Origin of the sequence: Rhizobium sp. 62_C5_N11_2, assembly GCF_051811185.1 — a bacterium.
GTDB classification, from domain to species: domain Bacteria; phylum Pseudomonadota; class Alphaproteobacteria; order Rhizobiales; family Rhizobiaceae; genus Rhizobium; species Rhizobium leguminosarum.
This window is the reverse complement of sequence record NZ_JBPWPW010000001.1, coordinates 503,008-522,360: the sequence shown is the minus strand read 5'-3', so window position 1 is coordinate 522,360 and position 19,353 is coordinate 503,008. Positions and strand designations below refer to the sequence as shown.

Here is a 19,353-nt window from a genome sequence, read left to right as displayed (position 1 = left end):
GGGAAAGCCGATCACCGGGTCAAGCGGCAGGGCTATTGGCTATCACCCTGCGGGGAAACTCGACGCTCCTACTCTTCGTGGGAGCGGAAGAGCGACAGGCGCCAGCGATTGCGCGCTGAGCGCGTCAGATGTTCCGACGGGTCCTCGAAGAAGGTCGACGCCAGGAACGCAGAGGTCAGGTCGGCCCTGCTAAGGCCGATATCCCTCAGCTGAGTGTCGTTCAGATCATGTAGACCGTTGATCTCGATGCGATTGCGGAACCCGCGAAAGAGGGAGGTCAACGGTGCGAGGCCTGCTACCAGACGCTGGGAAAACGTCGGGGTGAGCTTGCCGCAGTCGAGTTCAATTGTTCTGTCTGTCATCCGCATGGGACTCTCCTTTCTTTCGATTTTCTTTTAGGCGCACAACAACCCACCCCTCCCGCGAGGTCGCACGGGAAGGAGCAAGGCTGAATTGGGCTCGGACAGGCAGGGTGTCTGTCCTTCACTTTGCTTGATTTGCATCCCGAAGATGCCAAAGACCTATTGATCAGTCCAACGAATGTTTCTAATGATTATCATCAGCTATCTTTATGGGTGACAACATGTCCGCGCCTCTTGATCTCGACCAATTGCAGACTTTCATCGCCATCGTCGATTCCGGCAGCTTCACCAAGGCCGCCGACAGGGTCTACAAGACCCAATCGGCCGTCTCCATGCAGATGCGCCGTCTCGAGGAACGCATCGGCAAGCAGCTGTTCATCAAGGACGGGCGCGGCAACCGGCTGACGGTCGAGGGCGAAAAGCTGCTCAACTATGCCCGGCGCATCATCCGCCTCAACAACGAGGCGATCGCGGCTTTCGACGACAACAGGCTGGAGGGGACGCTGCGCATCGGCACGCCGGACGATTATGCCGACCGCTACATGCCCGAAATCATCGGCCGCTTCGCCAAGACGCATCCGAATGTCGAGCTTTATATCGTCTGCGAGCCCTCGGTGGATCTTGCCGAACGCATGCATAAGGGCGAGCTCGACATCGCGCTCGTCACCCACAATCCGCGCGAGCGCATGTCCGATGTGGTGAGAACCGAGCCGCTCTGCTGGGTGGGCTCGGCCAACCATCCGATCCGCGACGACGCGCCGGTGCCGCTTGCCGTCGGCCGGCGCGACTGCCAGTGGCGCCAGCTCGCCTGCTCGGCGCTCGATGCTGTGGGACGCGAGCACCAGATCCTGTTCACCAGCTGGTCCTGCACCGTCGTTGCCGCCGCCGTGCTTGCCGGCATGGCGGTTTCGGTGATGCCGGAATCGGCGCTGCGGACGGGCATGAAGGTGTTGAGCCAAGCGGATGGCTTCCCGGCGCTGCCGCCGGTGCAGATCGGCATCATGAAGCGACCGGGCGTTTCGCTCTCGCTGATGAACGCGATCACGGCGCATATCACCGCCTGCCTCGACAACATCACGCCCACTGTCGCCGACGACAGCCTCGAGGCAGACGTCAAATCCGCCCAGGCGCGCCTTTATCCGCGGCTGAAGGCGGCCAATATGGTCCCAAGCTGGTAAGAGCTCTCAGGCGGCGCGCGACACGGTCGTGGTGAAAAGGGAGGCGCGGATGACGCGCTTCCACTCATCGAGCATACGCCGCGCTAAGGCCTCCTCGCTCACGGCGGCAAGCCGGATGACGGCGCCGATCAGGTGGCTGAATAGGTAAGTGCGCGCATACATTTCTTCATCGCAAAGGTCGGGAGCCAGCCGGCGCACGGCGTCATGGAAGATGCCGGCGACGCGACCGCTATGCTCGATATTCAGCTGCAACAGATCCTGATCGGTCTCCGTTCCCATCCAAACGCCGAGATAAACGGGATCGTTGTGGTAGGAATCGTAATACCAGTCGATGGTGGCGCAGACGACGTCGAGCGCCTGGTCGAGTGACTGTACGTTGGTGAACATCGCCGCCATCTTCGCCTGGATCGCCGAGGCGTGCTGGTCGAACAGGGCTTTGACGATCGCCGCCTTCTCCGGGAAATACTGGTAAACCGAACCGATCGGCACCTTGGCGGCAGCGGCGAGCTCCGTCATCCGCATGGCGCTGACGCCCTTTTCGGCGATGATCTTGGCGGCGGCGGCGAGAATGAGGTCCAGCCTCTGGATGCTGCGCTCCTGCTTCGGCTTCCTTCGCAGGCCTATCCGATCCATGCTTTCCGCGCCCATGTCGTTCCCATTCTTTTTGTTCGCGGCGGAAGGCATGTGCCAAACCACCGCGTCGGGCCGATATGACATGCAGGTCTTCATCCGCCGTAAATGGAAACGTTCGCATTTTAACGGCCGGTAAAAGCGTGTGTAATCGCGATTTCAGGCTGCGGTTTTATCGCCTCACAACCAGATCCATGCGGTCTCGTCCGCATGATCGTTGATAGGCAAACCCACCCGCTACCTCAGCTCATCACCATCCATGCGCCGAGCCAGACCCACATGGCGGCAAGCACGACGTAACCGGCGGCGAAGATCGGGCTGCGATAACGCAGGTCGTTGTTGGTGACATGGATGGCGGCGTGGGCATAGCGCAGGGCCACGAAGGCCCAGGCGAGGCCGAGGGCGACGAGATTGTCGGCCTCGGTGACATAGAGAAGAATGCAGCAGGCGTAGAAGAGCACGGGCAGTTCGAACTGGTTGGCAAGGCAGTTCTTGACGACAAGGCTTTCGGCCGGCTCGTCACGATTTTCGCGATAATCCGATTTCGCGATGCTGCCGGCGCGGACCATTTTTGCGCGCCGCATGCCGAGCAGCGCATAAAGACCATAGACCAGGGCCACATGGGCGAGGAGTGGCCAGAAGATTTGATAGCCGGTCATGTGTGGCCGTTTCCTTTCCGCTTCCGCTTTCGACGCGAGCATTAGCCGAAAGGGGAGCTGGATACCAGCATAGGGCAACGCCCCATCGGCACCTGCGTCGCTAAGGCACGTCGGCGCAGGTGTCTCGGCTTTTCGACATGGAGCTGGATGGAATGCGGCGCCTCAGTCCTGGCGCGGCGAGAGCCAGCGGGCGATGGCAAGCCGGGCGATGAGGATGAAGCAGATGGCGAGGCTTGCGAATTTCAGCCGCGTCATCCACGGCAGCAGCTGTGTTGCAAGACCTGAGGGCGCACCATCGCCGAAGGCGATCAGGCTCGAGATGTTCTCGCCGTAATCGGCGATGCCGTAGATGAACGGCAGCAGGTAGACTGCCTTGCCAACGAGCGGATGCGCCGATCGGCCGAACCATGCGCCGCCGGGACCGAGCTTGAGGAAGGCGAGGAACAGCAGCGCCGTCAGCAATGCCGGAAAGATCAGCTCCGGCCCGAAATACATGGCGCGCAGCAATCTGGTCGCCGTCTCGTGCTCATCGAGCAGCTTCTGCATGTGGAAGACCGCCGACTCGTCGTAACCGGCGAAATAGGTATCGAGCACCGCCTGGCCGGTTTCGTGCTTGAACGGAACGACGAAGCCGAAGGTCGTCCAGGCGAGCACGGCAAGACAGAGGGCTGCGAGCAGCGCGACGATCCAGAGAGGAACCCCGCTGCCCGCCTTCATGGTCAGAGGCCGGCGCCCGGATAATTCGGGCTCTCGCGGGTGATCGTCACGTCATGGGCGTGGCTTTCGCGAAGACCGGCACCGGAGATGCGCACGAATGTGGCCCGCTCCTGGAAATCCTTGAGATCCTTGCCGCCGACATAACCCATGGCCGCCTTGAGACCGCCGGCGAGCTGGTGGATGACGCCCGAGACCGGCCCCTTGTACGGAACCTGGCCTTCGATGCCCTCAGGCACGAGCTTCAGCGTGTCTCGCACCTCGGCCTGGAAGTAACGGTCGGCCGAGCCGCGGGCCATGGCGCCGACGGAGCCCATGCCGCGATAGGCCTTGAAGGAGCGACCCTGGTAGAGATAGACCTCGCCCGGGCTCTCATCGGTGCCGGCAAGCAGCGAGCCGATCATGACCGCGGAAGCGCCGGCGGCGATCGCCTTGGCAAGATCGCCGGAGAATTTGATGCCGCCATCGGCGATGACGGGCACGTCCTGATCATTCGCGGCCTGCACCGCCGACATGATGGCGGCGAGCTGCGGAACGCCGACGCCGGCGACGATGCGCGTCGTGCAGATCGAACCCGGACCGATACCGACCTTGACGGCATCTGCACCGGCATCGATCAGCGCCCTGGTGCCGTCATAAGTGGCGACGTTGCCAGCCATGATGCGCACCGAGTTGGAAAGTTTCTTGACCCGGCTGACGGCATCGAGGACGCGCTGCGAGTGGCCATGGGCGGTATCGACGACCAGAAGATCGACGCCGGCCTCGATCAGCCGCTCGGCACGCTCGAAGCCGTCATCGCCGACGCTGATGGCGGCGGCAGCGCGAAGCCTGCCCTGCGCATCCTTGGAAGCGTTCGGGTTCAACTGCGACTTCTCGATATCCTTGACGGTGATGAGGCCGACGCAACGGCCTTCGGTATCGACCACCAGCAGCTTCTCGATGCGATGTGAATGCAGCAGGCGCTTGGCCTCCTGCTGATCGACGTTTTCCTTGACGGTGACCAGATTGTCCTTGGTCATCAGCTCATGGATCTTCTGTTCCTGATCGGAAGCGAAGCGGACGTCGCGGTTGGTCAGGATCCCGACGAGGCGGCCGGACTTCTCCACGACAGGGATGCCGGAAATGCTGTAGGACTTCATGAGCCCGAGCGCATCGGCAAGCGTCGCATCGGGGCCGATCGTCACCGGATTGACGACCATACCGCTTTCAAACTTCTTCACTTGCCGGACCTGCTCGGCCTGCTCGATCGGCGTCAGGTTGCGATGAATGACGCCGAGGCCGCCGGCCTGGGCCATGGCGATCGCCAGGCGGCTCTCGGTAACGGTATCCATGGCTGATGAGATGATCGGGATGTTGAGTTCGAAATCCCGGGCGATGCGGGTGGAGATATTCGTCTGGCCGGGCATGACCTCGGAATGTCCCGGCTGCAGCAGCACGTCGTCGAAGGTAAGCGCGTCTGCGCCGGTTGCCGTTTCAATGATGCGTGCCATGGCCAAATTCCTTCGTTTAATAAAAATGCGACCCTGTCCGGAAACGAATCGTCCGCCCCGGCGGTCTGCATGGGTTGCTTGGAAGTTGGCGAGGGCTGGTAACACGTCTATGACAGGAAGGAAATAGCAAAAAGCCCGGCATGTCCGCCAGGCTCGTCATGGGTGCCATGCGCCAAGAGCATTGCGGGAAAAGCGCCAAGCGCTTTTCCGTTCGGAATTGCATAAAAACAAGAAATTAGAGCGGTCCAGCGCTTCCGTGAAAGGCTGAACCACTCCAGATCAGATGTCGAACTGATAGGTCTTCGGCACGAAGCGATAGCCGCCATCCTGCCTTTCGACGAAGCCGACCGCCGGGAACGGCATGTGATAGCCAAGGAAGGCGATCTTCTCGCTCGCAATCATCTCGAAAACCTTGCGGCGCGTGGCCGCAGCCTGCGTCTTGTCCATGTCGAAACGCACCTCCCAATCCGGCCGCAGCAGCGACAGGATATAATGGTTGGCCGTATCGCCGGTCAGCACAAGGCGTTTGCCCTCGGATTCGACGTGGAACACCATATGCCCCGGCGAGTGGCCGGCCGCCAGCATCGCCGTTATGCCGGGCGCGACGCTATCACCTTCCTTGACGAAGGTGATCTTTTCGGCGAGCGGCACCACATTGGCGAGCACCGCCTTGTGGCCGCCCTCGGCCGGCGTGCCCTCACGCGCCTTGTCCGACCAGAAATCATATTCGGCCTGGCCGACGACATAGCGGGCATTCTTGAAGGCCGCCGCGCCGTCTTCCATCAGACCGCCGATATGATCGCCGTGCAGATGGGTCAGCGCCACAAGCGTGACGTCCTCGGCCGAATATCCCGCCGCCTTCAGGCCTTCGGTCAGTTGGCCGGCGCCACGTGCGCGGCCGCTGGCGCCGAACCCGGTATCGACGAGGATGACATCCGAACCGGTATCGATGAGAGCCGGCGTATAGCCATTCATGAACTTGTCGGCCGGCAGGAAGTTTGCGGTCAGCAACGCCTTGACGGTTTCGGGGTCCTGATTGGTGCCGAAGGTTTCATAGGGCTTTTCGACAATGCTGGTGCCATCGCGAACGACGGTGAACTTATAGGAACCGAGCTTGAATTGATTGATCTCGGGCAAAGGCGTTCCATCCATATGGTTGCTTTCTCCAGTTGCGGCCGCTTCGGCTTTCTCTCTTAAAATGACCGGTGCCGCCAGCAAGCCAAGGCCTGCGGCAAAAAGGGTGCGCCGCTTTATTCCCGACGAGTTTGCCATATGTCCATCCTCCTACGACGTGCGGTGCGTCGCCGCACGATGTCAGTTCCGCCGGGTTTTTTGCCCCGGCCAAGTAAACATATGTCAATCTTGCCAGGCGACGTTGATGCGCAAGGCGTCTCACGCAGACGTGAAGCAAACGTGTCGTCGACCCGGATTTGGGGATTGGCATGGCTGGGAACTGGGACTAAACAGCACTGGCCTTCCCAGCTCCATCCGCTGCCCCATCAAGGCTCCCGCCTATGAATCGCATCGTCCCGCTGATCCTTGCCGTCGCCCTCTTCATGGAACAGATGGATTCAACCGTCATTGCGACGGCGCTGCCGGCGATCGCGGCGGATTTGCATGTCGGGCCGATCACGCTGAAGCTGGCGCTGACCTCCTACATGGTGGCGCTTGCGGTGTTCATCCCGGTGAGCGGCTGGATGGCCGACAGGTTCGGCGCCAAGAAGATCTTCCGGCTTGCCATCTCCGTCTTCGTCATCGGCTCGATCTTCTGCGCCATCTCGTCCAACCTCGTCGAATTCGTGTTTGCCCGCTTCCTGCAGGGCATGGGCGGCGCGATGATGACGCCGGTCGGCCGCCTTGTGCTGGTGCGCACCACGAAGCGCAGCGATCTGGTCTCGGCCATGGCGCTGCTCACCATCCCGGCACTTGTCGGCCCGCTCACCGGACCGCCGCTCGGCGGCTTCATCACCACCTATTTCAGCTGGCACTGGATCTTCCTGATCAACGTGCCGGTCGGCATTATCGGTATCTGGCTTGCGACGATCTTCCTGCCAGAGGTGGAAGCGACGGCGCCGCCGCGGCTCGATTTCACCGGTTTCGTGCTGACCTCGCTTTCGGCTGCGGGCGTCGTCTTCGGCCTGTCGGTGGTCAGTCTGCCGGCCCTGCCCCCGATCATCGGCGTCACCGCCACCTTGATCGGCCTCACCTGCGGCTTCCTCTACGTGCGCCATGCCAAGCGGCACCCGGCGCCGATCCTCAACCTCAACCTGTTCAAGAACCCGACGTTCCGGGCCTCGACCTTGGGCGGCACGCTGTTTCGCATTTGCGTCGGCGCCATGCCCTTCCTGACGCCATTGATGCTGCAGCTCGGCTTCGGGCTGACGCCGTTCCAATCCGGCCTCATCACCTTTGCCGGGGCGATCGGCGCGATCACCACCAAATTTATGGCGAAGCGGGTCTTCGCCGCCGCCGGCTTCCGCACCACGCTTCTCGGCGCCGCGATGGTAACCACCCTGGTGACTGTCATCACCGGCCTGTTCACGCCGTCGACGCCGCACCTCGTCATCATCGGCGTGCTGCTGCTCGGCGGTTTCTCCCGCTCCTTCATGTTCACCGGGGTGAATGCGCTTGCCTTCGCCGACATCGATGATGCCGAAGCCAGCCAGGCGACATCGATGAGCTCGGTGATGCAGCAGGTCAGCCTGGCGCTCGGTGTTGCGGTCGCCGCCGCGATCCTGGAGAGCTCGATCTATATCAGCGGCGAAGCGCTACAGGTGGCCGATTTCCACCTTGCCTTCTATATCATTGCCGGACTGACGGTGATTGCGACCATTCCCTTTATCCGGATGGACCGCAATGCCGGTGCGCTCGTTTCCGGCCACCGCTTGAAGACGATGACGGCAGCAACTGTTGAAGCCGAACAGCACGCGGTGAAATAAAGCATGTCGCGCAAAAGTGTGCAGCGGTTTTGCGGTAACGACATGCGTGGAAACAAAGACTTAAGGCGCGAGGAGCGAATCTGAAAGATTGCGACGCGCTTTAGGCAGCCGTTACCCCGGGTTTTCGCAGACCGCAGAGAGCTTGTGGCCGTCGAGATCACGCACATAGGCAGCGTAGAAATGGGCATGGTAGGAGCGCAGGCCGGGCTTGCCTTCATCCACGGCGCCTGCCGCGATCGCCGCCGCATGGAAGGCGTCGACATCCGCCCGTGTTTCGGCTGCAAGCGCGATCATGGCGCCATTGCCTGCGGTCGCCCGGCGGCGATTGAAGGGCGTCACCACCCAGAAGCGGCAGCGCGTATCGCCCTCGGCGGCATAGCCGATTTCCTCTTCGGAAGAGCGCTGGCGGCGATAGCCGAGCACGGGCAGCACGGCATCATAAAAATGCCCTGCGCGATAGAGGTCGTTGGTTCCGAGCGTGACGTAAAGAAGCATGGGATCAGCGGTTCAAATCCTGACAGCGGCGCGCGCCCTTTCAGATGCGCAAAGGACGCGGCAACGCTTTCCATTGCTGCATATCTCATCCTTAAATCGATGCCGTTTTAAGGAGCTATGCAGTCGATCGCCATCATCCGTCAGGACCGGCCCGAAGATCAAGCTTCTTCAGCGTCGCCCTCAGCCTTGCGCCCTTTGAACCCCTTGGCCAGCAGGAACATCTCGACCGATTCGGCGCGCGACGAGTTCGGCTTGACATGGACGACCTGGCGGAAGTTCTGCTTCAGCATGGCGAGCAGCTCACGCTCGGTGCCGCCCTGGAAGGTCTTGGTGAGGAAGTGCCCGCCCTCCTGGAGCACCTCGACGGCGAAATGCGCCGCGACTTCGCAGAGATGCATGGTGCGCAGATGGTCGGTGCGGTGGTGGCCGGTGGTCGGCGCCGCCATGTCTGAGATGACAAGATCGGGCGTGCCGCCGACGGCCTCCAGCAGCTTTTCCGGCGCGGTCGGATCGAGGAAATCGAGCTGCAGGATCTTGACCCCCGGCAGTTGGGTCATTTCGAGGAAATCGATCGCGGCCACACGAATATCATCATCCGTCGAGCCGGTGACCTTGGCTGCAATCTGCGACCAGCTGCCGGGAGCAGCGCCGAGATCGATGATGCGCCTGGCGCCGCGCAAGATATGATGTTTCTCGTCGATCTCCAGCAGCTTGAAGGCGGCACGGGCGCGATAACCTTCGAGCTGGGCGCGCTGCACATAGGGATCGTTGAGGTGGCGCTCCAGCCATTGGCGGGAGGAGGCCTTCATCTTCTTGTTTTTGACGCGCTGGCCGAGCTTGCGGCCGGTGCGGTTTCCCGCGATCGGTGCCTTGGTCATGCCTTCTTCCTATCTCGCGCGCTGGCCGCGTCGGTTGCGGTGGCGCCGCCACACGCCGTCATCGGCCATCATGTCTGTCAGCAAGCCTTCCCTCAAGCCGCGATCGGCAACGCGCATGCGCGGGCTTGGCCAGCGGCGGCGGATCGCCTCGAGAATGGCGCAGCCGGCGAGCACCAGATCGGCCCGATCAGGCCCGATGCAGGGATTGGCGGCGCGGCTGGCGAAATCCCAGGAGAGAAGCTTTGCCTGCATGGCGGAGACCTCGTCATCAGACAGCCAGATGCCATCGACCTTGCGCCGGTCATAACGCGGCAGGTCGAGATGGACGCCAGCAAGCGTCGTCACCGTGCCCGATGTGCCGATCAGATGGAAGTCGCCGGTCTGGGCGACCTCGATCTCCGGGCAATCGAAGCGTCCGAGCATGCCTTCGACTTCGCGCACCATGCCTTCGAAAGCCTCCGGCGTGACGTCGTGCCCGCCATGGCGCTCCGACAGCGTCACGACGCCGACCGGCAGCGAGGTCCAGTGGGTGATGTGATTGGCGAGGCGGCTGAAGCGATTGTCGCCGATACGGATGACGGCAATCTCCGACGAACCGCCGCCGATATCGAACAGCACGACGGAGCGCGTCTCGCGACCGACCAGCGAGGAGCAGCCGGAGACGGCAAGCCGCGCTTCGGTTTCGCGATCGATGATTTCGAGCGCGAGGCCGGTTTCGGCAACGACCCGGCTGAGGAATTCCTCGCCATTGACGGCCTGGCGGCAGGCTTCGGTGGCGATCAGCCGCATGCGGCGGATCTCCCGATTCCTGAGCTTGGAGGCGCAGATCCTCAAGGCCTCGATTGCCCGCTCCATCGCCTCGTCGGACAGACGGCCGCTGGCCGCAAGGCCTTCGCCGAGGCGCACGATGCGGGAAAAAGCATCGACGACGCGAAATTGTCCCGGACGGGTCGGCTGGGCAATGAGGAGACGGCAATTGTTGGTGCCGAGATCGAGAGCGGCATAGAGCTCCTCCGGCCAAGCATGCTCGCCGCCCTGGCGATCCCCCCCCTGGTGACCGGGATGGGCATGGCTTTCCTGGCGGCCCCTGCGGTTGGCGCTCGCGCCATTCAGCGTTTCACGCAGTTCGGCACCGAGCGCCGTCTCTTCCGCGCGGCGTTCCTGCTGCGAGGCAGCAGATGGTTTTGCCGATGTCAGCGGCCGGCCCTGAAGACCGCGCTTGCCGCGATGCTTGCGGCGGTTGCGACGGCTCGGCGCCGAATCGCCATCGGACCGGGTGGCATGATCTGCCGCTCCGGCCTGTTCCATCACATGAGGTTGAAGTGAACCATCCTGCACAGCACCATGGCCGCCACGACGGCGACGCTTGCGCTTGCGGGCCGGATTGCCGGCTGCATCTTCCATCGGGCGCGCTGGCTGTCCGGCACCGCCGGAAGGCTCATGCGAAGCGGGATGAGCCGCGTTGCGGGATTGCCCGCCACGTTTGCCCTTGCGGCGCCTGGACTTCTTGCCGTCCTTGCGCCCTGCCGCCGACGCCCCGTCAAATTGCGGCTTTGCGCCGCCTTCGGGGTCTTCCACGTTGTTTTTCCACCGCGCCGCGCAAGTCTTGAGATATGCAGCAGGCGCTCATTCGATTTTTGCGTTGCGGCAAGAATATCAGCGCCCGCCGAAATCGCCAAATTCTTTTTTGGACAGGGGATTTGAGGATCGTTTCACGTCTTCCGCACTGCACGAATTTTTTCAAAACGGCTATTTGCAATCCGCCCGCTTTTGGTTATAAGCGCCGCACAGCAGCCAAGCCATGCTTCGGCGGCAACTGCTGGGGAATAGTTCAATGGTAGAACGACGGACTCTGACTCCGTTAATCTTGGTTCGAATCCAGGTTCCCCAGCCAAAAAATTTTCTCATGTAAATCAATGCGACAACCAGACATAGGGCGGCAAGCTTGCCCGTTTGATGTTGCGGGTGCTTGCAATGCAAGCTGCAATTCCGGAAGTTCTAGGGAAGCCCGACGTCGAAGAGAGCCCCGCAGCAGCGGATGAGCTTACCTTGCGCAAAGGGAGCGGTCTGGAAATGAAATTCGCGTATTGTTCCCGCTAGCAACTCTCCATGGTATCGAGCGTCAGCTCATCCTCCTTATGTTCGGCGTGCGACCGAGATGTTTTGTGAAGTATCGCATCATACTTGAGACATGCCATCGCATGTATTTCGGGTCGGTGTGGCTTGCGCGGCGAGCGTCGTGAACCACAGAGACCGTTGGCTGCAGAATGACCTTCCAGCCTGCCTTCCATAGCCTCGCACAGATGTCCACATCCTCGTAGTAGAGGAAGAAGCCTTCATCAAACCCGCCGACGTCCGCGAAGGCTTCGGACCGAAAAAGCATGAACATGCCAGCAGTCCAATCAACCGCTGAGGGCAGGTTCGGATCAATCGGAAACCTTCCGTCACTCTTGCCCAACGCCTTCCTGAGAAGACCAAAGGGGGTAGGAAAGTATCGAGCGCTGTCTTCGATGGCTCCCTCGGGATTGACTATCAGAGGGGCCACAAGGCCGACCCTGGGATCACTCATCGCCGCCTTGAGGTGGCCAAACGGATCCGCCTGAAGCCGGATGTCAGGATTCGCGACGCAGAACAAACCACTGTCGCAGTGCCTGAATGCCTGGTTGTGGTTTGCTGCGAAGCCCTTGGGAGAAGGATTCTCGATCTGCAGGAGCGGATACCGCCTATCTCGAATAGGCAATTCTTCCGGAATGTTTTCGGTGAGGACAACATTGAGCCCGGAACAGCGATGGTCTAGATCGTCCAGCAGCGGGTTCGCAATCTTCCCCTGTCCGTGGCTCACAATGGACACGCATATATCGCTCATGCTCGCTTCAACGCTTCCAGGGTTTCCAATGTTAGTTGGGCTGTGCGTTCCCAGGAGAATGATTTTGCCCGCTCGCGGCCTTGGACGGCCAGAGCGCCAAGCAGCTCCGGTTCCGTCAGCAGCCTCACAAGTCCGTCACGGATGGCATCCACATTCGTCGGGTCGACAAGGATCGCCGCGCCTTCGGCGATCTCCGCGGTAGCGCCGGTATTGCTGGTCAACAGCGGTATTCCGCGCGCCATCGCTTCAACCACCGGCAAACCAAACCCCTCGTAGAGTGATGGATAGAGAAGGGCCCTAGCGCCTTGCATCAGTTCTGCCAGAGAGGAATCGCTGACGTGCCCGAGAAAATCTATGGTATTGTTCGTCTTGAGGCTTTGTAGCAAGTCGCTTACCATCCATCCCGTGGCGCCGACGATAACAAGCCGCGTGTTGCCCCGCGTGGCATTATCGAGCATCTGCCAGGCGGCCAGCAATCGTGGAAGATTCTTTCGTGGCTCTAAAGTTCCGACGAAGAGCAGGTAGTCGCCTGAGTGACGTTGGTCGCGGGGAGCCTGCGAATCCGAGCCCAGCTTGCGTGCAGCCAGCAGCGTAACGGTTGTCTTTCCTCTACTCTCTGGAATCATCCGTTTTAGGTCCGTTTCTGTGGTCCGCGATACCGCAAATACAGCCTGCGCCTTTGCCACTGAGCGTTGCATAATTGCCGGAAAGTAAAAGCGCTTTAAGCGCTCGTGCACCTCGGGAAACAGTTGGAAGGTTAGGTCATGTATTGTGACGGCCATTGGCCTTTGCGAAACCACCGGTAATACGAAGGCCGTCCCCCAATGCACATCGATTCCAAGTCGGCGCATATGCCACGGCATCATTAACTGCTGCCAGATCACTCTGATATGGCGGTTGTTGGGCGCGCGGACGAAACGAAACCGATGGTCCAATCCGGCTTCCGAGCAGAGGGAAACGGCCTTCTCGCTCGCGAAGATCGTGAACTCGTGGTTGATGGACGTATTGCGGCTCCAGCGCGACAAAATCTCTATAAGATAGACTGATGTACCCGTCTTGGGGCCGCCCAATCCGGTTGCGTCAATACTAATTCTCACGTCGCTCTCCGGTCTGAGGGCGCTCCCATGAGGTCCTCTGCGGGGTAGATGAAGGGTGTCCCCGCGATGATGCCGTTGCAAACGATGTCGAGCCCGGGCGACTTGCCGGGTGCAAGGTCGTCCAGACTATCTATATGCACGGCGAATGGCGGCCAGCCCTTTCGCTCCTTAATACAATCCAGCGGGACCATGCGCCGAAAGAAGAAGTGATAAGCATATTTCTGCGCCCGTTCGACCGTGGCGTCATCCAGCTTTTCCCGCAGCGGCAGAGCATCGAGCAAGCGCAGATAATTTTCTTCCGAAGTTGCATCCATCGTAACGCCTTTGCCACGGATCCAGGCCTCACCGGCGACAATGACCGGTATTCCCATCGCCGAAAGCTCAACGCCCATTTTCGTGCCATAGATCAGGACGGCGTTGCAGTGAGACATGGCGACGTACGTACTTGCTTTGCTTTCGGGCGGAATGATGAAGACATTTGCCGGAAGGTTAGGAAACTGTCGCCGAATTTCGTCAACGGCAGGCTGCCGGGATGGAAGCGTCCCCGTAAGTTCGGCCGGATGAACCCGTATCAGCAACTGCAGGTCGGGCCGCTTTTCGAAGTAGGCAATGGTCTTGATCAACCAGTCAACCATGTTCGGAAAGGCGTTTGCCTTATAATGCAGCTGCGCGTCCCAAATCACGTTGGTGAGCAACCCGATGGTCGGACGCCGAAAATCAATGCCGATTTCCTGCTGAATCGAGTGGGTATCGAACTCCGGCTGATCGTGAAACTTCACCCAGTCTTGCTGACCAACCCATCTGCTGCGGAGATACTGCGTGATCTGCTCCTGCTGCATAACGTTCCAGCACATGTTTTCCCAGGACGAGACCGGTTCGTTCATCAAGCCATGATGATAGGTTTCGTGGTGATTGAAGATAAAGCATCCTCGTCTGTAGGCCGGATGCCATGTCACCACGCGCACGCCGAGGTGTCGGGCTGTTTCCGATATGATGCCCTGAGGAACGTATATCCCGTGATTTAACACCACGGCATCGTACTGACCTTCGCCAAGCAGGCGGCGTGTGCTGTAATAGGTGAGAAGCGCCGCCTCCAGGTAGCGCCTCAGGATCGGTTCAGCTCCAGACACCTTCTCGAGGTCGCCTCTTGAAAAAAAACGAAGAGCGCCCGCCACGGCGTGCTCCCCGATAGGAATACCGTCCTCTTCATACGCCGCGATCTCGCTTTGCGGCGTCTGCATTGAAATCGCCTTTGCCTTAGAGCGATCGGCGTCAGTCAGTTTCGAATTGAGCCCGATCGCGTTGAGGCCAGCACGGTAGAGCATTTCAGCCGATGGTCGGTAGCAGGTCACACAGCGGTCTTTTGGGCCATGCTTGACCAGCCTGTCGACGTCAGAATACCAACTGATCTCGCACATCATGCAGGCAGGCAGGGCCGCATCGCAGAGCAGGAAGTCAACACCGACGCCTCGAGCCGCCAATGCCATTCCAAGCAGGCTTTCCATCGTCATCGACGGCAGATGTCCGGCAGTGCCTGTTGCAACCAAAACGCGCTTGGCGCCTCCGATCAAAGGTGGGCGTACCGGCTCGAGTCCCGCTTGTGGTTGCCATGCCGTCCAGTCGGGCAGTCCACCATGGCGGGCACGCCATCTTGCATATGCGAGATGAAAGCGGCGATACCAGCTGTCGCGCAACAATCGGTTCCGAATGCCGCGCAAATCCGGCTTGAGCAGTCTGGCAGCTGCGGCAGAGAAGGTATCAATTTTCACTTGTCGTCTTCATTCGTTCACTAGACCGGCATCCGAGCCACCGATCAACTGAACGGATTAGCTTTCGTTGCCAAAAATGATCGTTTCAACAAGCCAAAGAGCTCGGCGAACTTTGTTGACTTTGATCCCAGACAGCGAAATCGCAGACCTCACCGAACCTACCATGCCGCGACAAGGAAGTGCGCTACGCTTTGTAGTTTCTATGCAGCGACTGATGGCCTCATGCAACCCCTGAGCACCGCAGAGCTATTAAACGTCATGGGAAACCTGCTTAAGCGTAGTAGGCGATCGCGATTGAATTTCTGAGCCGAACCTCAGCCGTGCTCCAACGTAAGAACAACAACAGGCCTCCCTTCCAGCGCGAGACTCGCGCACCGGCATTAATGGAAATTCCCGCGGTTGCGGGATCCATCGCTTATTCAATCGAGACTAAGGCCCTCAACCGTCTTATTGCCGCTCTCTTGCGCTTCTGAATACGTCTGCTCAATGCGCTGCCGTCCCGCGGCAATTTTCTGAACCAAATGGTATGGCTTATTCCAAGTCAGGACAGGATCCATAAAATTTATATATTTAGCCGTCGTGACGTTGAGAAAGTCTCTCGCCAATGCGCTGTTTCGCAAAGAGGCTCGTGCAAAGAAGAAACGCCCAGCTCGCTTCAGAACGTTGCGGAATTTGGAGGCCGGCCTGCCGCTGCCCGTAGCCTCAGGAGAATAGCGGCTAAGGTAGAGCGCCTTTGCGCGTGCGTGGCGCTCCCTGATCCATTGGCGGTTTTCAGATTTTGGATCTTCATTCCAGTTTCTATAGTGCAGCAGTGCAACTTCACGGGTGTAGACGATCTTGTAACCCGAGAAGAGAACTTCCGCGGTTAATGCTGGATCTATACCGTAGTCCCGAAATTCTTCGGAGAAGCCACCAACTTCCCTGAGCACGGACGTGGGAAGCATCCCCTGATTGACGTTAAGAATGCCCGCCGGAGATATTCCTCCAATATAAGGAGTTCCGAGGAATGGCCCTTGAACGTCCCTGGTCTTCAGCGCGACCATCCCTATACGAGGGTCGCGTTCCAAAATCCCTATTGCACGGTCTAATCCGGCCCCCGTAACCTCGTTGTCATCGCTCAACCAGCAGACATACGGGGTATCCACGATCTCGAAGACGTCGTTATAGGCCTTCGCCTGACCGAGCTTCTCCCCAACGAGGATCGGGATGATGGTCTCGGACGCAATCGACTGAAGATATTCGATTGTGCCGTCGGTGGAGCCCGCATCCGTCACGTAGATCTTTGTAAGCACCCTCGTTTCGCGAACGATACTTTCTACGCACCGTTTGAGCTGATCGAGGCGGTTGTAGGTTCCAAGTACGACGGAAAGCTTCATCGTGAATAGTCTATTTTCGGAGTTGTAGGTTCGGACTCTAAAATGAAGTCCGGCAGCGAGAGCGCAACATTCTTTGTGACCATGAAGACTTCCCGGCGGTGGCGTCGCTCGGGGCTGTCGATAAAATCGCTATGTTGCACTACACTCGTATGTCTATACACCGAGGTAAAACCCGCCACATAAAGCATCTTCACGAGCGCCCGTCGTGATGGAATGAGGGCGTGGAATTTTAACCCCTGTGTTTGATTTTGGCCTTCGGAAACCAGCACAAGATCGTTGCCCTCGCCGAGGGCGATCTGTGTTTCAATAAAAAGATATTGGGCGGTGATCCGATGGAGATTTCGAATTGCAGCGAAGGGATTTTCAAGATGATAAAGGAGGCCAAAGCAAAAAACCAGTCCCGCGGGTTGCAGGTCCTGAAGTGCATTTGGGTCTGTAATATCCTGAGTTATAAACTTCCCTTTTGGAACTCTGGCCGAGGCTTCCACGATAAGCTCATCGCGCCCGTCCAAGCCAAGTACATTCAAACCCCGGTTGATCAATCGCTCAGAGAACCATCCAGGCCCGCAACCGACATCAATGCAGTGGTCCAGGCGGGGCAAGCGGTCTAATACCGCTTCCGCCATTGCCCAGCGGGCGCGATTGATTTCTATATAATAAGCTTCATCAAAGAACGTCACAGAGCTCGACATGGTAGATAACACCTATCGTTCAACATCGTTTACGGACCAATCCAACAGCGGCCTGACTGGCCCAGGAAACTGCCGCGGCATCAGGCCCCGAGCGGATTTCTCCCCAATAGCGGATTCCACGACGTGAAAGGACAAATATCTTTCCTCAGAAAAGTACCGTTTGAACGGCGCCTCCTTTGGGCTGAAGACGACAAGGCTCACCGAATACGTTCCAATATTGAACAAATGAGCCGGCATCCACACCACCGCCTTTACCCGAGTCGGCTGGCCCTTCTCAAAGTCGGCGATGTTAGTGCTCGGGTGCGTGGCAGCGAATGCCAGCGTACCCGATGGACAATAGACATGGATTGCCGGCGCATAAAATCCAGGACCCTTCACATCGTAGACCAGCTCTACCCCAACCTGCTCGGCGACGGAAACCAGCGTCGCCTTGTTTCCGGTGGCATTAATGATCCTCGCTGAAACCAGCTCCGCCCCATCTCGATACTCGATGGTTTCTCGAGCGACGGTCGAGCCGGTTGACTCGGCCTTGACCTCGTGCTGGCTATCCGCCGTGCTGGCCCCATCAATCGCCCCGATTGACACAACAGTTCGTTCCGAGCGAACCTTCAACACTTCCTCGACATAGGCCTCGGTCACTTCGCGCGTATCGCCGTCCATCCGCAGTTTCCCACCGTCGATCCAGAGGCATCGGGTGCAATAGCGGAGAACCGAATCCATGCTGTGCGAGACGAAGAAGAGTGTTTTGCCTGCTGACGTCAACTCATCCACGCGTTCAAGACATTTTTGCTGGAACGACATGTCCCCGACCGCGAGAACCTCGTCCAAAAGCAGGATATCGGGTTCAAGATGAGCCGCAACCGAGAACGCCAGCCGCATGCGCATCCCGCTGCTATAATGCTTGATCGGAGTATCGATGAACCGGCCGATCTCGGAGAACGCAACAATCTGATCGAACCGCTGCGCTATAAGGCTGCGGCTCATGCCGTACAGTGACGCGTTAAGATAGATATTTTCGTGTCCGGTAAGATTATCGTTAAAGCCGGTTCCTACCTCCAACAGCGACGCCAAGCTCCCCCGAATTCTCACTTCACCGGCGGTCGGATAGGAAACCCGCGACATTATCTTCAGAAGCGTCGATTTGCCGGCACCGTTCTTGCCAATAACGCCAACTCTCTGACCCGGCTCAACCGAAAAATTCACATCTTGCAGCGCCCAGAACTTACTGGATTCATCTTCCCCGAACCGCAACTTGTGCGCGAGACGCCGCCACTTTCCGCCCTTAATGCCAGCCTTCTCAATTGAGTAGCACTTGCCGAGGCCATTCACTTCAACTGCAAGCTCAGACAAATTTACAACCTATCAACAAAGTGGCGCTCCATATGTTGAAACGCAATGAAACCGATCAGACCGACAGCGAAACTAACCATCGCCGCTATCGTCCAATCATAAAGTGGAAAGGGCCAATCAGCAAAAAGGCATGCGCGAAAGGCGCCTAACGTTCCTACCATTGGATTGAGGGCGTAGAGCGTCTGGAAATCCGCTGGGATCATCCCCGGCGCGTAAATAACCGGAGAAACGAAGAGACCCACATAGAGAGCGAACCCTAGGAAGCGCTCCCAGTCATTGCTCTGCAAGCCCAAAGCAGCAAACAGACAGCCAAGCCCAAAAATGAGACTGGCGAACTGCAGGATGAAAACCGGCAGCAGCAGGATCTTCAGTCCGGGGAAGCCCCCATAATACAGCATCATCAGCACCAATGGCACGACGTTGAGCGAGAATATCACCACATTCGAAATAATATCGGAGATGGGAACGATCACTTTGGGGAAATAGATCTTCTTCACAATATCAGCTTCGCGCCGGATAGAACCGGCGGTCTGCATCACCGCTTCTGTAAACATGAACCAGAGAACAAGCCCCGAATACACGTACAAAGGATAAGGTATTGAGACCCCGGTCTTCGCGTCCGAAAGATGCCTGAACAAGGTGAACAAGACTACCATGAGCACGGGACGGAAGACCGGCCAGACGAACGCTAGATACTGCTGATCGAACTCCGATTTGAGTTGCCGGCTGATCATCGAATAGATGAGGGAGCGGCATTCCCAAAGCTCCCGGACGCTGAACTGCGCGAGAAGCTTGGGCGGGCGGATGATAATTTCGTTGTTAGACACTCGATTCTCGCTATTGCAAACGTTGCCGTAC

General features: G+C 58.9%; 18 protein-coding genes, 1 tRNA gene and 1 pseudogene. 3 read left to right on the top strand and 17 right to left on the bottom strand.

Annotation, left to right across the window (positions count from 1 at the left end; translation table 11 throughout):
• Window positions 1-68: 68 nt before the first annotated feature.
• Window positions 69-368: a DUF1127 domain-containing protein gene (locus tag AB8B31_RS02590; RefSeq protein WP_128403061.1), complete on the bottom strand. Its 300-nt coding sequence runs from the start codon at window positions 366-368 to the stop codon at window positions 69-71.
• 215 nt (window positions 369-583) lie between these two features.
• Between AB8B31_RS02590 and AB8B31_RS02585 the strand changes: the two genes are divergently transcribed.
• Window positions 584-1,540 carry a LysR substrate-binding domain-containing protein gene (locus AB8B31_RS02585; RefSeq protein WP_032989108.1) on the top strand — a complete coding sequence of 319 codons (957 nt, stop codon included), beginning with the start codon at window positions 584-586 and terminating at the stop codon, window positions 1,538-1,540.
• A gap of 6 nt (window positions 1,541-1,546) precedes the next feature.
• Here the strand turns inward: AB8B31_RS02585 and AB8B31_RS02580 are convergent, their stop codons facing one another.
• The 5 genes from AB8B31_RS02580 to AB8B31_RS02560 all read right to left on the bottom strand — a co-directional run bounded on the left by AB8B31_RS02580 (window position 1,547) and on the right by AB8B31_RS02560 (window position 6,305).
• The gene (locus AB8B31_RS02580) at window positions 1,547-2,188 is read right to left on the bottom strand and encodes a TetR/AcrR family transcriptional regulator (RefSeq protein ID WP_075224352.1); all 642 of its coding nucleotides are present in this window, start codon (window positions 2,186-2,188) and stop codon (window positions 1,547-1,549) included.
• Between the two features lie 224 nt (window positions 2,189-2,412).
• Window positions 2,413-2,829, bottom strand: a complete 417-nt coding sequence (locus AB8B31_RS02575; RefSeq protein WP_128403059.1) for an MAPEG family protein — start codon at window positions 2,827-2,829, stop codon at window positions 2,413-2,415.
• Between the two features lie 162 nt (window positions 2,830-2,991).
• The gene (locus tag AB8B31_RS02570) at window positions 2,992-3,546 is read right to left on the bottom strand and encodes a hypothetical protein (protein WP_131702191.1); all 555 of its coding nucleotides are present in this window, start codon (window positions 3,544-3,546) and stop codon (window positions 2,992-2,994) included.
• 2 nt (window positions 3,547-3,548) lie between these two features.
• Complete coding sequence (guaB, locus tag AB8B31_RS02565) at window positions 3,549-5,033, bottom strand: IMP dehydrogenase (RefSeq protein ID WP_130765971.1); 1,485 nt, start codon at window positions 5,031-5,033, stop codon at window positions 3,549-3,551.
• A 279-nt stretch (window positions 5,034-5,312) separates the two neighbouring features.
• Window positions 5,313-6,305 (bottom strand): MBL fold metallo-hydrolase, encoded by a 993-nt coding sequence (locus AB8B31_RS02560; RefSeq protein WP_131702192.1) that lies wholly within the window; start codon window positions 6,303-6,305, stop codon window positions 5,313-5,315.
• Window positions 6,306-6,547: 242 nt separating this feature from the next.
• Here AB8B31_RS02560 and AB8B31_RS02555 point away from each other — a divergent pair, with 242 nt between their 5' ends.
• Entirely contained in the window at window positions 6,548-7,972 is a 1,425-nt protein-coding gene (locus tag AB8B31_RS02555) for a DHA2 family efflux MFS transporter permease subunit (RefSeq protein WP_128403056.1), read from the top strand.
• A 111-nt stretch (window positions 7,973-8,083) separates the two neighbouring features.
• Here the strand turns inward: AB8B31_RS02555 and AB8B31_RS02550 are convergent, their stop codons facing one another.
• The 3 genes from AB8B31_RS02550 to AB8B31_RS02540 all read right to left on the bottom strand — a co-directional run bounded on the left by AB8B31_RS02550 (window position 8,084) and on the right by AB8B31_RS02540 (window position 10,923).
• Complete coding sequence (locus tag AB8B31_RS02550) at window positions 8,084-8,467, bottom strand: VOC family protein (protein ID WP_130658438.1); 384 nt, start codon at window positions 8,465-8,467, stop codon at window positions 8,084-8,086.
• 158 nt (window positions 8,468-8,625) lie between these two features.
• A complete protein-coding gene (locus AB8B31_RS02545; RefSeq protein WP_128403054.1) occupies window positions 8,626-9,345 on the bottom strand; it encodes an RlmE family RNA methyltransferase in 720 nt (239 codons plus the stop codon).
• Between the two features lie 9 nt (window positions 9,346-9,354).
• A complete protein-coding gene (locus AB8B31_RS02540; RefSeq protein ID WP_131702193.1) occupies window positions 9,355-10,923 on the bottom strand; it encodes a Ppx/GppA phosphatase family protein in 1,569 nt (522 codons plus the stop codon).
• A 242-nt stretch (window positions 10,924-11,165) separates the two neighbouring features.
• On the opposite strand from AB8B31_RS02540, the gene AB8B31_RS02535 reads away from it, so the two are divergent.
• A tRNA-Gln gene (locus tag AB8B31_RS02535) sits at window positions 11,166-11,239 on the top strand.
• 110 nt (window positions 11,240-11,349) lie between these two features.
• On the opposite strand, the pseudogene AB8B31_RS02530 reads toward AB8B31_RS02535, so the two are convergent.
• From AB8B31_RS02530 to AB8B31_RS02495, 8 genes and pseudogenes are all read right to left on the bottom strand, one after another.
• Window positions 11,350-11,442, bottom strand: a pseudogene (locus AB8B31_RS02530) (dTDP-4-dehydrorhamnose 3,5-epimerase); the annotation flags it as partial.
• Window positions 11,443-11,467: 25 nt separating this feature from the next.
• On the bottom strand, window positions 11,468-12,211 hold the full coding sequence (locus tag AB8B31_RS02525) for a glycosyltransferase (RefSeq protein ID WP_131702195.1): 744 nt from the start codon (window positions 12,209-12,211) through the stop codon (window positions 11,468-11,470).
• Window positions 12,208-13,308: a glycosyltransferase family 4 protein gene (locus AB8B31_RS02520; RefSeq protein ID WP_131702196.1), complete on the bottom strand. Its 1,101-nt coding sequence runs from the start codon at window positions 13,306-13,308 to the stop codon at window positions 12,208-12,210. Before AB8B31_RS02520 ends, AB8B31_RS02525 begins: the two co-directional genes overlap by 4 nt.
• Window positions 13,305-15,077, bottom strand: a complete 1,773-nt coding sequence (locus tag AB8B31_RS02515) for a capsular polysaccharide export protein, LipB/KpsS family (RefSeq protein ID WP_439007344.1) — start codon at window positions 15,075-15,077, stop codon at window positions 13,305-13,307. The genes AB8B31_RS02520 and AB8B31_RS02515 overlap by 4 nt, the downstream gene beginning before the upstream one ends.
• Window positions 15,078-15,496: 419 nt before the next feature.
• Window positions 15,497-16,453, bottom strand: coding sequence for a glycosyltransferase family 2 protein (locus AB8B31_RS02510; RefSeq protein ID WP_245515189.1), 957 nt, complete (start codon window positions 16,451-16,453; stop codon window positions 15,497-15,499).
• Window positions 16,450-17,145, bottom strand: coding sequence for a class I SAM-dependent methyltransferase (locus AB8B31_RS02505; RefSeq protein WP_131702197.1), 696 nt, complete (start codon window positions 17,143-17,145; stop codon window positions 16,450-16,452). Before AB8B31_RS02505 ends, AB8B31_RS02510 begins: the two co-directional genes overlap by 4 nt.
• 12 nt (window positions 17,146-17,157) lie before the next feature.
• On the bottom strand, window positions 17,158-18,495 hold the full coding sequence (locus AB8B31_RS02500; RefSeq protein WP_131702198.1) for an ABC transporter ATP-binding protein: 1,338 nt from the start codon (window positions 18,493-18,495) through the stop codon (window positions 17,158-17,160).
• 2 nt (window positions 18,496-18,497) lie between these two features.
• Entirely contained in the window at window positions 18,498-19,322 is an 825-nt protein-coding gene (locus tag AB8B31_RS02495) for an ABC transporter permease (RefSeq protein WP_062942531.1), read from the bottom strand.
• Between the last annotated feature and the right edge of the window lie 31 nt (window positions 19,323-19,353).

Excerpts from the sequence above, each read along its gene's own strand:
- AB8B31_RS02545 (WP_128403054.1), bottom strand. The coding sequence starts at position 9,345 with ATGACCAAGGCACCGATCGCGGGAAACCGCACCGGCCGCAAGCTCGGC.
- AB8B31_RS02560 (WP_131702192.1), bottom strand. The coding sequence starts at position 6,305 with ATGGCAAACTCGTCGGGAATAAAGCGGCGCACCCTTTTTGCCGCAGGC.
- AB8B31_RS02575 (WP_128403059.1), bottom strand. The coding sequence starts at position 2,829 with ATGACCGGCTATCAAATCTTCTGGCCACTCCTCGCCCATGTGGCCCTG.
- AB8B31_RS02525 (WP_131702195.1), bottom strand. The coding sequence starts at position 12,211 with ATGAGCGATATATGCGTGTCCATTGTGAGCCACGGACAGGGGAAGATT.
- guaB (WP_130765971.1), bottom strand. The coding sequence starts at position 5,033 with ATGGCACGCATCATTGAAACGGCAACCGGCGCAGACGCGCTTACCTTC.
- AB8B31_RS02570 (WP_131702191.1), bottom strand. The coding sequence starts at position 3,546 with ATGAAGGCGGGCAGCGGGGTTCCTCTCTGGATCGTCGCGCTGCTCGCA.
- AB8B31_RS02580 (WP_075224352.1), bottom strand. The coding sequence starts at position 2,188 with ATGGGCGCGGAAAGCATGGATCGGATAGGCCTGCGAAGGAAGCCGAAG.
- AB8B31_RS02550 (WP_130658438.1), bottom strand. The coding sequence starts at position 8,467 with ATGCTTCTTTACGTCACGCTCGGAACCAACGACCTCTATCGCGCAGGG.
- AB8B31_RS02510 (WP_245515189.1), bottom strand. The coding sequence starts at position 16,453 with ATGAAGCTTTCCGTCGTACTTGGAACCTACAACCGCCTCGATCAGCTC.
- AB8B31_RS02555 (WP_128403056.1), top strand. The coding sequence starts at position 6,548 with ATGAATCGCATCGTCCCGCTGATCCTTGCCGTCGCCCTCTTCATGGAA.
- AB8B31_RS02590 (WP_128403061.1), bottom strand. The coding sequence starts at position 368 with ATGCGGATGACAGACAGAACAATTGAACTCGACTGCGGCAAGCTCACC.
- AB8B31_RS02505 (WP_131702197.1), bottom strand. The coding sequence starts at position 17,145 with ATGTCGAGCTCTGTGACGTTCTTTGATGAAGCTTATTATATAGAAATC.
- AB8B31_RS02585 (WP_032989108.1), top strand. The coding sequence starts at position 584 with ATGTCCGCGCCTCTTGATCTCGACCAATTGCAGACTTTCATCGCCATC.